The organism is Cytophagia bacterium CHB2 (genome assembly GCA_030263535.1).
GTDB lineage: Bacteria > Zhuqueibacterota > Zhuqueibacteria > Zhuqueibacterales > Zhuqueibacteraceae > Coneutiohabitans.
On the sequence record SZPB01000032.1, the window covers coordinates 13,303 to 27,379 of the forward strand.

Here is a 14,077-nt window from a genome sequence, read left to right on the forward strand (position 1 = left end):
TGTAAACGCAAAACACAGGGATAACAATGCAATAAATCTTCAACAATTGCAAACACGAAAGAACTACGCAACTTTTCAGACCAGTTGGAAAACAAAGGCTTCTTAAGCTCAGTCTTCCCGGAATGAAAACAACGAATGAATAAGAAATCTTTGCGCCCCTTTCCGGCTTTGGGTTTCCGCGTGAATTCTTTTACCCCAAATCGAGAAAGCTGAAGGTTTTCAAAATAGTCATGAAACCCGCATAAATACAAATTGAAATGGTACTCATCGAACAAGTCTGCTTTTGGCAGCGATTTAGCTTTGAAGAAGCTTCCGCCGATTTTCGGTTAAGCGGGAAACCTAAGCCCCTCGGGCGCCTCGAATTCGATAAAGAGCCAGAACAGGAGTGAAAAGAGATAACGGAGTTTTTTTCTATGTTGACTCCGTTCACTTCTGTTTCAAAAAGTCTAGATTTTTAGGTTTTTGGTGTGCAATGCCCCACATCGTTTTTTAGACAGACTGAAAATCGCAGACCTTCGAGCAGCTAGAGACTTTATCGGCACAAGTAAAGAGGCTTTTTGTGAGATCTCAATAAGGATTCAATTCTGATAAACACTCCCCTTGGGGCTTTATTCGGGTCGCGAAAATAATGCCCAACCCCGTTTTCGACGATTTCTGCATAGCGCGGCACATTGCTCACATTGATTGCTTTATCGGCATTCTTGTGCGAGAATTGATTGATGATTTCCAATGCCGCGGAACAGTGCTGTTGTTCCACGCGCTTCGCCACCGGCCATCCGTTTTCATCATAGGGCACAAAAAGCTTTTGTTGTTTCGCCAGGCTCAAGAGAAACGGATCTTTGCCGTTGAGAAGCAGATCCAGCGTCTTCGGCCCCGTGGGCTGATCCAGAAAAGGAAAGGGGCTTCTAGTAGAAACGGCATTGTTTCAGAATAGTCGCCGATCTCGCGATGCGAAAGGCCGCGAAATCCCTGCGGAGAAGGCTCGACATGGTTCTCAAAACCTTCCAAGGCCTTGACAGTTAGTGATGCCATGGTGGCAATGCGCATGGATTTTTCCGGCGCTACAATACAGTTGGTCACGGGAAACATAGTCTCGGCGCCGTACAAGTCGATGGCGAGATCCGCCTTTTCTTCTCGCATCAATTGCATCGCCGCATAAGTCACCTGCTCCATCAGCGGGCCATCCGGCCGGCCCGGCCAGGTGCGGTTGGTATTTCTGACGTCCAGATAGGAAAGCAACTGACCTTCAGGATAATGTACAGACACATCCGGGTCGGGCCACTGATCCAGCGGCGCAGCATCCCGCTCACCGAAGCGAAAATTTTTGCTGCCCCACGGCGTGGGTATTTCAAAGTAAGGCGGATAGCCGTCGCCGGGCTTGGTGTTCCGGCTTGCGCTGTTGTTGAATTTCGGCCTTGATTTTAACGGCCGCTTTGAGAAGCCGCTTCTCTTCAATAATTGAGGTGACGCCCCGTCTTGTCACCTCAACTTCATGCGCATCGGGCAAAACCAATCGCGCCTGGGAACCGGTGGTCTTGGCAATGACTTTCTTGCCGTCCTCCCGCAAAACTGAGGCAAGCATTCTGACGACACTCGACTTGCCGCGTGTGCCGGTCATACTGATGCGCAAGGGAATGGCATTTCGATGCCGGTTCAAGGAAATGCGCTCATAAATCAAATAGAGCAAGAAGACTATCGTGGCGAAAATCAGAGGCAACACTTTCATTTATTTCTCAAAATTTCCGTTACGCATGTCTGGCCAGCAGCTTTGCCTTCAGCAAGGCGGAAATTTCAAACCTAATTCCAAGCCCTACTCCAATCAAAAAACCTAATTCTTGCGCCCAGAATCGCCGGCGATTTCACTTTGCCGTGAATGATCACCAATGAGAACGTTTCACGCTTTGTGCGGCTTGCAGCCTGGCTCAAATCACTTTAATCACGATCACGGTCATATCATCGTCTTGCGCCGTCATGCCGGAGAAGCGTTTCACCGCGGCGATGATCTGATTCCGAATGGCTTGAGCGGAAAGGGCCGCGGTGTTCATTGCTTGAATGAGTTTTCTCAGCCTGTTTTCGCCATAGAACTCTTTAGCGCGATTGAATTCCTCAATGATGCCATCGGTGACGAGTATCAGCACATCACCGGACTTCAATTGCATCGTTCTTTCTTGATAGACGTTATCGCGCACCAGACCCAAAGGATGGGTGGTGCCGGCAGCTTCCAAAGGAATGGCGGCATTTCCACTTTTAAGCAACGGCTCGATCAATCCGGCATTGGTGAACGTGAGTATTTTCGTTTTGATATCGAGCGCGATGAAACACAGCGCCGTGAACATATCGCGTTTGATTTTGGAATACATCGGCCGGTTCAAGCGCGTCATGACTTCTTTGACCGGAAGTCCTTCGTCGGTTTTGGCGTAGATCATGCCGCTGGCCATCACCGCGGTCATCGCGGCTTGCATAGCTTTGCCGGAAACATCGCCAATCACTATGCCGAATTTAGTTTGCGCCTCGCCCAGCCAGAGATAGTCAAAAAAATCTCCGCCCACTTCATTCGCCGGCAGGCAAATGCCAGAAATGTCGAAACCCTCGATGTGCGGATCATCCTGCGGCATGATCGACATCTGCGCTTCGTGCGCCGCGTGTAACTCGGCTTTCATGCGCACATGCTTGACTCGCTGCCGAAAGCCAAAATAGATTAACCCGAGCAGCAACAGGGCAGAAAATATCTGGAACCATTCCGTTCTCCAGACGGGCGGATGAATGGCAATGGCCAGGGAGGCTCCGATCTCATTCCACAAGCCGTCGTTGTTGGAGCCTTTAACGCGAAACCGATAATTGCCGGGAGCAAGCGTGGTGAAGGTCGCAAACCGCCTTTGGGCATCGGTGTAAATCCAGTCTTGATCCAACCCTTCCATTTTGTAGGCATATTGGTTTTTCATCGGCGCGGTAAAATCCAGCGCAGCAAACTCGAATGAAAAGACATAATCTTTATAGGAAAGCTTCAACTGTTGCGCTGCCGTAATCGAGGTCTCCAGACGGACGTCTTTGTTGAATTTCGAAAAACCGGTTATTACCACCGGCGGAACGTGGGGATTGTCTTTGATGTTTTGCGGATAGAAGGCATTGAACCCGTGAATACCGCCGAAAAACATCTCGCCGTTTTTGCTTTTGAAGAATGCACCGCCGTTGAATTCGTTGCTTTGCAGCCCGTCTTCCACGCTATAGTTCTTGAAGACTTCGGCGGCGGGGTTGAATCGCGACAGGCCATGGTTGCTGCTGATCCAAAGATTTCCGCTACCGTCTTCGAGCATGCCGTAAATTTCATTGCTGGGCAATCCTTCACGAATGGTGTAATACGCCAGCACCCCCTTTTCGCGATCAAACTTGTTGAGGCCGCCGCCCCAAGTTCCCAACCAAAATAGGCCGGTTTGATCCGCATGGAGACAAAGGATGTAATCATTGTTTAGGCTGTTGGGGAGGTTGGCATCGGCGCGGTAATGCGTAAACATTTCAGTCTGACGATCGAATTTGTTGAGTCCGCCGCCCTGGGTGGCAATCCACAACACCTGTCCGGCCTCACGAGGATCTTCATAAATGGCGCGAACAAAATCATTGCTAAGGCTGGTGGGATTGTTCGGGTCGTGCTGGTAGCGAGTGAATTTCGGGGAAGACGCTTCGTTGGCATTCAAGCTCAGCTTATTCAGCCCGCCGCCGTTGGTGCCAATCCAGAGGGCTCCGGAAAGATCCTGATAAATCGACCGCAATTCGTTGTGACTGATGCTGGTGGGATCGTTAGGGGCATGCTGATATCGTGTGAACTTTCCCGATTTGAGATCGAAGCGATTGAGTCCCCCGCCGTGTGTGCCGATCCATAAAATATGCGGATCGCCGCGGGCCGGATAAATCAATCTGACAATGTTATTGCTCAAACTGTTCAAATTATTCGGATCGTGTTGAAAATGGGTATATTGATTTTTTTTATGGTCAAAGCGCGTGAGGCCGCCGCCGTGCGTTCCAATCCACAAAATTCCGTTCTCATCTTCATATAACGCCCAAACGATTTCCTGCGGCAGGCTGTTGGGATCGTTCGGATCAGGTTGATAAAGCGCAAAAGGTTTCTGCCGGTTGACGACCTTGTTGACGCCGCCGCCATAAGTTCCCAACCAGATAATGCCGGAGCGATCTTCGCAAATCACATAAATCTGATTGTAGCTGATGCTCGCTGGGTCGTGCGGGTTGTTCTGAAAACGCGTGAACGTCTTGCGTTCACGATCCAGCAAATTGAGTCCGCCGCCATTCGTGCCAATCCAAAGCGTGCCGTCTTTGTCTTCGAAAAGGGCTCTGATGTCATTGTGGCTTAGACTGTTGGAATGCCGCAAGTCATTTTGATAACGGACAAATGCGTGAGACGCTTGCGCGCCTGCAGCGGATATGAGCCGATTCAATCCATTTTGCGTGCCGATCCAGAGCGCGCCTGCGCGTGCTTCATAAATTGCAGTGACAGTATCATTGCTGAGGCTGCGCCGATCACCAGGATCATGCCGATAATGTTGAAAGGTTGATGAAGCATCGCTGGCGCCGAGCAGAAGCGCATTCAAACCGCCGTTGGTACCAATCCAGAGTATGCCGGCGCGATCTTGATAAATGGTATTGACCACATTATCGCTCAAACTGTTGGGCGTATCCGCGTCGTGTTGAAAACGCGTGAACCCTTCCTTCGTCCGGTCAAATTTATTCAACCCATCGTCTGTTCCGATCCACAGGTTACCGGACTTATCCTCATAAATCACCCTGACATTGTTGTGGCTCAGGCTCTGCGGATTACCGGGAATATTGCGGTAATTCGTGAAACGTTGTTTCGCCGGATCATACTTATTCAAACCGCCAAAGAACGTTCCAATCCACAACGCGCCGGAACTATCTTCATACATCGCGCGAATTTCATTGTAGCTGAGGCTGTTCGCTTGATGCGGGTCGTGCCGCAGGATGGTAAAATTGTAGCCATCGAATTTGTTCAATCCATCTTCCGTGCCGAACCACAAGAATCCCTTTTGATCCTGCAAGATGCAATAGACAATACTCTGTGACAGGCCCTGTTCGATGGAAATTTGCTCGAAGGTAAGATAATGACGCGGGCTGTTGGCGGCGGCTGGCAAGCTGATGCCAAGTGCGAACAGGAACGAAATGCGCCTCAGCTTATTGCGCAACGCTCGGCGCTTCCACGGCCGTAACGAGAGCAGATGCGGATGCCCTTTATTAAAGCCACAAGAGCAACGCCCCGGGCAAATAGCGCCGAGTACAGTTTTTAGAATCTCTATCACCTTGATCGTGTCAAATTGTGTTGCCGATCGCCGATGCAACCGTCTCCTTTTGCCGACAAATACTTTCTTAACGGCTGTTCAAAAGGCGCGCGCCATAGTCACTTCAAAACTTGAACGCAAAACCCAAACTCACCTCCAGACTCCTGGCTTCGAAACTCGAAGCAGAATACGCAACTCAGGACCACGGTGGAAGCAAACCCACCATCTGAAATTTTTCCCAGGTCAGTCTGTTGTCCAAGTAGATGGCCAACGAACCGGTCTGCACGGTTGCACCAATCAGCAATTGGTCGCGGGATTTTTGTTCTTCGAAAATCGGAGCTCCAACATAAAAAGGAGATGATTCTATCGCTTCATGCCGCCAATGGACCTGGTATGCTGCGTATATTGGCGCTCGAACCTCTGCAAATGAGAATTTATATTCGACTCCAGCCGAGGCCTTCGATAAGGCCGGGTACTCGACTGTGCTGTGCAGCCGTCCATCATGGATTTCAAAATCATGGCCGCGCTGATAGCTGTAACCCATGCCGAACGTCCATTGCGGCCACGGACGATAACCAAGACCAACCTCGAGTGCGCCATTGAATTGCTGAGTTACCTCTGCGCCATCGGGATTGACCAAATCATATGTCGTTTTGCTTTTCATGACGCGATGAGGAAATGCGAGAGCCGATCCCAATGAAAAGCGGCCCAACTCTGCCGTCACACCGCCGCGCCAGCCTTGCGCCTCGTAGTCGTCGGTGCCTTGCACAAAGCTTTCGGAATGATTCCATTCGTTTTCGCCGGACCAAGCCGTCCAACTCACACCGGCCCGAATGTTTGAAAGAACTTGCATGCCCAGGCCGGCGGACAACGAGCGCACATGCCCGCTTCTCGTGCCAAAACTAAGAAGTTCGTCGGCATCGACAACGTAGCGCTCATCAAATTCTCCCCATCGTCTGCCGTTGTAGGAAACAGCAGCCACCCAGTTTCTGCCAAGAATGCGAAATGGCAACGAGGCCGCAGAATAACCCCAATTGAGTTCTTGCCTCCAGCTCGCCTTTGTGTTGGTGGTGTTGAAGTTCGTCTGAATGTCAAAATCCTTCCACGAATTGTTCGCGCTCAGAAAAATCCGCGCCTGCTCGAGAGTTGCGAGATTCGCCGGATTGGCGAGCAAGTTGGGCACCTCATCTGCCAAACCAACGGAAACGCCTCCCATTGTTCGTCCTGCGAAATTCCAAGACCCAAGCGGAACCACAGAAGCCATTGCGGCTGATCCAACCTGGCAGAACAAAGGCTGAGTCTCCCACAAGACTAATGCTACCCAAAACAATAACGAAAATTTCTCCATGATTATTCACCTCCTACTGAAAAGAGGCGGCCATGAAGCGTCTCCAATTCAGTAAGCAACATCTGAACAGCCGGGCACGGTGCCGTGCGCCGATTTCCCAACCGTCTCCGTTCCATTAACTCCTGTCATTGTCGCCGCCGATACTTCCCCATTAGTTTGCTTTCGGATAGAATGTGCCCTTCCATGGCTTTGAGCAAATCCGCTTTTTTAGCGCCGGCTTCGAGATCGAGCTTGGCGTCCAGGGCGAAGAGCTTGAAAAAATAGCGGTGCTCGCCGCTGGGCGGGCAGGGCCCGCCATAGCCGATCCTGCGAAAATCATTGAGGCCTTGTTTGGCGCCATTCGGGAGCATCTTTTGCGGCGGCACACTTTCCGGCAGCTCTCTGGCGTCGGCGGGCAGGTTGAAAATCACCCAATGCACCCACACGCCCATGGGCGCATCCGGATCATCGCAGATCAATGCGAGGCTCTGCGTTCTATCGGGAACAGTGTTCCAAATCAAAGGCGGCGAAAGATCTGGTCCATCACAAGTGTATTTTTTCGGAATTGAACCGCCGGCATCAAACACTAGGCTTTTGAGCTCCATCGTTTCATCTCCTTGTATCTGAGCTAACATTTGAAGCGAAAAGATGAAAATGGCCATTGCGATCATCCATTTTTTTGAGAGCATTAACCATCTCCTCCTTCAGCATGATTTTTGACGGCGGCAGTTTCACACTCTTAGCTGTCTGCAATTGAACCATGGACGTTGTGATCAAACAGAGATAAACGTTTTCGTCTCTCACAATTTTATGTCCCGCAGCGGGCGCTGTTGCATCAATCCTTACCGAAGATCTGAGCCATTATCCCATCAACAGGCCAGCGGCAACCAACACGGGCGTGACCAGATTAATCAGAACATTCATCGTCATAAAAGGCGCGAGCTTCCTAGCATCGTTGCCATGGCGATAGGCGCCGAGGAAAGCGGGGATCGCCGCGCCGATGGTTATCAAGCCAAGCAGACTGGCGGCGGGCAATAACTTCCCGGCTACGCCCAAGATGATCGAGAGATAAGCCAGCAAGAGAAAGGCGCCATAAATCAAACTGCTGATCTTGGCGCCGGCAAAAATGGGGAAATGTTTTCTTCCCACACTTCTGTCTGCCTCAATGTCCGGGAACTGATTCAAGAGCAATAGATCACTTACCAGAAAAAACGGCGACAATGAAGCGATCAACGCGGTCCAGGAATAGGCGCCGGTGAGAACGAAATCCGTTCCCATCACCATAAACGGCCCGAAACCCAATCCGGGGGCAATCAATGATAACCAGGGATTTCGCGTCAACCAACCGGTGTAGAGCAAGATGAGCAAAAGCCCAAACAAGCCCAGAGGCAACAGCAACCAACCGGCAACGAATAGAAAATAGATGCCAATGCAAGAGGTAATCATCAGCGCCGTTAATCCTGTTGCCAGCGCCAGTCGCGCAGCGGGCGCATGCGCCGGCAATGTCCCGCTGCCGCCGCTGAAGGCGGTGCGTTGTGTGCGAAAATCCAGGCCGCTTTTGAAATCAAAATACTCATTCAAGGCATTGACGCTGATATGGGCAGAAATTGCACCGGCAAGTATCAATGCGATGTGCCAGATATTGACCCTACCGGCAGTCCACACTGCTGTTCCGATTCCCAGAAATACGCAACAGGGAGCCAGCAGCAAGAAGGAAGGGCGCATCGGACCGAATATTACTTTCAACTCAGACAAGGCCAAATGCCTTCGCCCCGGCCAGGGGCTTTCTTTTCTCCACACGAAAACGCGCCCGTTTTTCCGGACTCATTTTCTCGGCGGCATACTGAAAAATCAAAGGCGGCGCAGAGTCCTTCCATTCCAGCAAAAACTTCTCCACGGGCTTCGGATATTTTTTCCACGCTTCTTTCAAGAACCAACCCAGGCCTTGCTGCACGACACGCTCATCGTCCAGCATCAGCGGCCGGATAAATTCGAGAAGTGTGTCAATTCCCTCGCCGGTTTTGAGCAACCCCAACATGCTCACCGGCACGGCGCGGCGCTTCCACTTGGAAGTTGAGGCGCGCCAAGAAGACAGGGCTTGCAATGGCACAATTTCATTCACTAAACAATGCGAAAGCAATTCGCCGCACAGCAGATCCGTATGCGCCCAGTTGCGCACGCCCGAGCTGAGCCAATTTCCCAAGCGCACAAACGTTTTCCAATCAACTTCACGGCGAAAAGGGATGATAAACAAAATTGCCAGACTGCCTTCTTCATACATGCCGCTTTGCCACAGGCGATCGCCCAAATCAAGAAAGCCTTGCAACCCCAAATCGGCGTGCGCTTGCGACCATTGCTGCGCCTTCTCATGCAGCAGCTTCTCCGGAATGCCGTAAGCGTCATACCCTTCCTTGAAAAAACGGGCGCACTGTGCGGCGAGCAGCACTTGGGCGTGGTCTGTAAAAACCTGTTCAATCTCCAGCAAAAGCGTTGCTAATTTTTCCTCATGTTTCATGGCAGAGTCTCCTCGTTGCGAACATGCCGCCTTTGCGATTTCGTTTTGGTAATGCTTCGGGTCAGGTTCCCCTTAAATCTTCGGAACGAATGGGCAAGCGGCGAATGCGCTTGCCAGTAGCAGCGAAAATGGCGTTGCACACCGCCGGCACCACCGGCGGCACGCCCGGTTCGCCGATACCGCCCTGGCTGGCGGTGCTGGGAAGTATATGCACCTCCACGTCCGGCATTTCATCGAACGTGAGTAACGGAAAGTCATCAAAATTCCCTTGCTCCACGCGGCCATGGGCAATGGTTATCGCGCTTTTCAAGGTCGCGCTTAAAGCCATAACTACCGCGCCCTCAAATTGCGCTGCGATGATGTCGGGATTGACAATCGGACCGCAATCAACTGCGCACACGACTTTGTGCACGCGCACGTGATTGGTTTGATCAATGGAAACCTCGGCAATCTCCGCGACATAGCTGCCAAAGCAGGCGTGACACGCAATGCCGCGTCCGCGTCCCGTCGCCGGAGGTTTGTTCCACTCCGCTTTATCTGCAACGAGTTCCAGCACGCCACGCAAGCGAGAGTCTTCCGGCAGCAGTTGCAGGCGAAGCTGGAAAGGATCAACCATGGCTGCCGCCGCGATTTCATCGAGGAAACATTCATTGACGAAAGCATTTTGCGTATTATACACGGAACGCCACCAGCCGATGGGCACGGCGGTATTGGCCATGACGTAATCAACCAGCAAATTCGGAATGCGGTAAGGCAATTGCGCGGCGCCGTCAACGGCGTCAGGACGCGGATTGTTCTCTCCGCCGCCAAACAATTGCGCGGAGATGGAAGGCGCGGTCAGATGATGCCGCCACGCCGTTAATTCGCCGCTTTGATTCAGCGCAGCAGACATGCGATGATAACTCGCCGGGCGATGGAAACCGTGCTGCATGTCATCTTCGCGCGTCCACAAGACTTGCACCGGCGCGCCCGTTACTTTGGAAAGCTGCGCCGCCTCTGCCACAAAATCCGACAACAAGCGCCGGCCAAAACCGCCGCCCAACAACGTGGTATGCACTTTGATTTTTTCCAGAGGCAATCCCGTGACTTGCGCAACTTCGCGCTGCGCGCCTTGCGGGGATTGCGTTGGCGCCCAGATTTCCGCGCTATCGGAACGAACCTCTGCGATACAGTTCATTGGTTCCATGGGCGCATGCGCCAAAAATGGAACTTCATAAACGGCCTCTATCTTTTGTGCTGCGGCTGCCAAAGCCGCTGCAACTTCTCCCTCCTGGCGCACGACTTTGCCGTCCTGCTTGCTTTTCTCTTCGAACATTTTGTGAATGCTTACGCTGCTAAGCTCGGCATGCGGGCCTTCGTCCCAGGAAACGGTTAACGCAGCGCGGCCTTGCAGTGCGGCCCAGGTTGAATTGGCCACGACAGCGACGCCGTTCGGAACCTCAAGAACGCGCTGCACGCCTTTGATTGCCAGCGCTTTCGTTGCGTCAAAACTCTTGAGTTTGCCGCCGAAAACCGGGCAGCGTTCAATGGTTGCGACGAGCATGCCGGGAATTTTCGTGTCAATGCCAAACCGGGCGCGTCCTGCAATCTTCTCGCGTGAATCCAAACGCGGAAGGCTTTTGCCAAGCAAGCGAAAGTCTTTGGAATCTTTGAGCGGCACATCGGTAGGCACCGGCAACTTGGCGGCTTGTTCGGCGAGTTGCCCGTACGTCCGGCGGCGCTTGCTGGGCACATGAATCACCGCGCCATTTTCTGCGCGGCAAGTTGCGCGATCGACATTCCACGCTTGCGACGCAGCCGTGATGAGCATCTCGCGCGCGGTGGCGCCGGCTTTGCGCAACATTTCCCACGAACGGCGCACGCTGGTGCTGCCGCCGGTGGTCATGTCGCCGTACTTGTCGGGATGCGCCAGCGCAAACTCCAGGCGAATTTTTTCCCAATCCGCCTCCAACTCTTCGGCGACGATCATCGGCAATGCGGTACGTGCACCCTGGCCCATTTCTGAGCGCGCGACGGTGATCGTGGTAAGACCCTTTGTATCGATATTTAACCAGGCATTCGGAGAAAAAGCCGGCTCGCCTAGCGCCCTCAACTCCTCTCCTTTTGCGGGAAGATAAAATCCCAGCGCCAGGCCGCTGCCCGCCGCTGACACGACTTTGATAAAGTCACGCCGGGTGAGATTATTAGTTTCGTTCATCGCCCACCTCCTTCTTTTGCCGCACGATGAATGGCGCGGCGAATGCGCAAATACGTGCCGCAGCGGCAGAGCACGGTGGGCATCACGGCATCAAGATCGGCATCGCTGGGATGCGGATTCTGCGCCAGCAACGCTGCGGCTTGCATGATTTGCCCGGGCTGGCAATAACCGCATTGTGAAACCTCCTCGGCAATCCACGCCGCCAGCAGGCGATGCTGCGGTTCAGCGGCAAGGCCTTCGATGGTGGTGATCTTTTTTCCTTTTGCCTCTTCCAAGGTCGTCACACAGGAACGCACGGCCTCACCGTCGAGATGAACGGTACACGAACCGCAAATGCCGCGGCCACAGCCGAATTTGGTTCCGGTCAAACCCAGTGTGTCACGCAATACCCAAAGCAGCGGGGTATCTGCGCTCGCTTCCAGCGTATGCTTTTTTCCATTTATGATTAACGTACTTAACGACATGTGTGCCTCCTTCTCAAATTGAACGCCGTCAACTTGCAAAAATTCTGGCGCAGCCCGCCACAACAAATACTCACGATTAGATCATGACAAGCTCATCAGCGGTAAAGAGGTTTTGCGCAAAGAGTCACGCCGCAACATTTTCCCAAAAAAATTTCAGCCTCTTTGCGTGACCACGCCTTGAGGCGCCAAGCGTGGCCACCTCATAACCATATCAAGGTGATTTATCTAATTGGCGCTCCTGCAACAGCTCACCCCCGCACTGAAGACTTGAGAGTTCCGCCCACCCACATCTCAACCAGGCCAATCCGGGTTGAATCGTTTCCGATGCCGCGAATTACACCTTCAAAAGCACGACGCAAAGCAGCACAATAATTCCCAAAACCATGTTGGTGAGGGCCATTATCTGCAACTGTTTTTGGCTTTTGAAAAATTCCACAGTGGGTTTTTGCTGCGGTTTCGGCGCCAAAGCCGTCATGCGTGGCACGATAACAAACGTAATGAACAGGCCGCCGCAAATCATCGCCAACACGAGAATGTGCTTGATCGTCAGCGTAATCCCGTAAGACGTCGACATATCGAAAAGCATGCCCGTGGGAGTTTTCTGCAAACCCGTCAGCAGCAACACAACAACGCTGGACCAGGATACAATCGCAAAGCGCTTCGCGGCCGCTTGCATCAGCGTCCCTCGGGATTCCGGGCCGAGCGCAGACAGCGAGGGCATTAACACGGCATTGATATAAATCATGCCGCCGATCCAGCTAACTGTTGCCAGCACATGCAAAAAATCAATCACAGTTTGAATGATCATGCCTATCCACCTCCTCGAACTTGTTTATTGTGAAGACTGTTGCGGCGTATCTCTGCTGGAAAAGAATGGCTTTTGTGTAATTTCGCAAATATCGGGCCGCTTAACCGAGGAAAAAACTGTCACAATATCAATAACTTAGAAATCACAAAAAGACGCGAATTTGGGCATCTTCGCAAGTTTGAGAATCATTCTCTTTTTCGCCAAAACCGTGATGTCGTGAAAGTGAATGCTGTTCATTTCATATCGCTTTATCTGTTTGATAAAGCAGCAAATAGTCGTTGTACAATTTTTCGTGGGATGAACAAGATTCATTAAATGCTTGGGCATGGTTATTGAATTAATCTCTGTAACGGATCACTTTTGTCTGCTCAAGAACGTTGCAGGAATAAACTTGCCAATGCATAAACGACTGGCTCCTAAACTGATTTTTTCATTGACGATCATCGTCGTGCTCGTCGAGGGGATTTCCGCGTATTTAAACACCAAACGCCAGGAAAAAGAACTTCTCGATGCGATGATCCTCGGGGCGGATCAGCTTTCGCGCAGCATCACGAGCGCCACCTGGCACGCGATGCTCGCCGACCATCGCAGCGCCGCATACGAGGTTATGCAAACCATCGCACTCAAACAAGGGATCGACAAGATTCGCATCTTCAACAAAGAAGGTTATGTGATGTTTTCCACCGATCCCGAGGATCCCAAACAAGTGGATAAAGACGCGGAGGCCTGCGCCATGTGCCATTCCTCACTGCAGCCGCTGGTAAAGGTTGACGTGCCGTCGCGGGCGCGCATTTTTCGCGCGCACGATGGCCAGCGCAAATTGGCCATGGTGACGCCGATCTACAACGAAGCCGCATGCAGCCAGGCCGCCTGCCATGCGCATCCCCCGGGCGTAAAGGTGTTAGGCGTGCTGGATGTCGCCCTGAATCTCGACCGCGTGGATGAAGATGTTGTCGCGTTGCAGCGGCGTTCGTTGCTGGTTACCGGCATTCACGTGGTGTTGATCGGCATTTTCATCGTGTTTTTTTCGCGGCGGTTTGTGGATCGCCCCATCCGCGAATTGATCGATGGCACCCGCGCCGTGAGCGCGATGCAATTGGACAAGCCGATCGAGATCAATTCCAGCGAAGAGTTGGGCGAGTTGGCCAATTCGTTCAACCTCATGCGGGAGCGCTTGCGGCAGGCGCGCGCGGAAACCCGCCGTTTTACGCAGGAATTGGAAGCCAAATCGGAAGAACGCGCCAAGCAACTGCAAATCGCCCATCAAAAACTTTTGCAAAGCGACCGCCTGGCGTCCCTGGGCCAGCTCTCCGCCAGCGTCGCGCACGAGATCAACAATCCGCTTTCCGGCGTGTTGAATCTTTCAAAATTGATGCAGCGCATTCTCACCGACGATGGTGTTCCCGCAAGCCGTGTGCAGGAATTTCGCCGCTATTTGTCGCAAGTGATCAACGAAACCGCGC

9 protein-coding genes and 1 pseudogene are annotated in these 14,077 nt (G+C 52.3%); 1 reads left to right on the forward strand and 9 read right to left on the reverse strand.

Going from position 1 to position 14,077, the window contains the following annotated elements:
• Nucleotides 1-595: 595 nt before the first annotated feature.
• The 9 genes and pseudogenes from FBQ85_05385 to FBQ85_05425 all read right to left on the reverse strand — a co-directional run bounded on the left by FBQ85_05385 (nt 596) and on the right by FBQ85_05425 (nt 12,614).
• Nucleotides 596-1,413 (reverse strand): annotated as a pseudogene (locus FBQ85_05385) (succinylglutamate desuccinylase).
• 509 nt (nt 1,414-1,922) lie between these two features.
• Entirely contained in the window at nt 1,923-5,363 is a 3,441-nt protein-coding gene (locus FBQ85_05390; GenBank protein MDL1874593.1) for a histidine kinase, read from the reverse strand.
• Nucleotides 5,364-5,499: 136 nt separating this feature from the next.
• Nucleotides 5,500-6,519, reverse strand: coding sequence for a hypothetical protein (locus tag FBQ85_05395; protein MDL1874594.1), 1,020 nt, complete (start codon nt 6,517-6,519; stop codon nt 5,500-5,502).
• A 257-nt stretch (nt 6,520-6,776) separates the two neighbouring features.
• On the reverse strand, nt 6,777-7,235 hold the full coding sequence (locus FBQ85_05400; GenBank protein MDL1874595.1) for a YbhB/YbcL family Raf kinase inhibitor-like protein: 459 nt from the start codon (nt 7,233-7,235) through the stop codon (nt 6,777-6,779).
• Nucleotides 7,236-7,491: 256 nt separating this feature from the next.
• Nucleotides 7,492-8,355, reverse strand: a complete 864-nt coding sequence (locus tag FBQ85_05405) for a prenyltransferase (GenBank protein MDL1874596.1) — start codon at nt 8,353-8,355, stop codon at nt 7,492-7,494.
• 22 nt (nt 8,356-8,377) lie between these two features.
• Nucleotides 8,378-9,145, reverse strand: coding sequence for a DNA alkylation repair protein (locus tag FBQ85_05410; protein ID MDL1874597.1), 768 nt, complete (start codon nt 9,143-9,145; stop codon nt 8,378-8,380).
• Between the two features lie 61 nt (nt 9,146-9,206).
• Nucleotides 9,207-11,342 (reverse strand): xanthine dehydrogenase family protein molybdopterin-binding subunit, encoded by a 2,136-nt coding sequence (locus FBQ85_05415; protein MDL1874598.1) that lies wholly within the window; start codon nt 11,340-11,342, stop codon nt 9,207-9,209.
• Nucleotides 11,339-11,806: a (2Fe-2S)-binding protein gene (locus tag FBQ85_05420; GenBank protein ID MDL1874599.1), complete on the reverse strand. Its 468-nt coding sequence runs from the start codon at nt 11,804-11,806 to the stop codon at nt 11,339-11,341. Before FBQ85_05420 ends, FBQ85_05415 begins: the two co-directional genes overlap by 4 nt.
• A gap of 334 nt (nt 11,807-12,140) precedes the next feature.
• Nucleotides 12,141-12,614: a DUF4149 domain-containing protein gene (locus tag FBQ85_05425; GenBank protein ID MDL1874600.1), complete on the reverse strand. Its 474-nt coding sequence runs from the start codon at nt 12,612-12,614 to the stop codon at nt 12,141-12,143.
• Between the two features lie 325 nt (nt 12,615-12,939).
• On the opposite strand from FBQ85_05425, the gene FBQ85_05430 reads away from it, so the two are divergent.
• Nucleotides 12,940-14,077: HAMP domain-containing protein (locus tag FBQ85_05430; GenBank protein MDL1874601.1), on the forward strand; the 1,138-nt coding region annotated here is incomplete at its 3' end.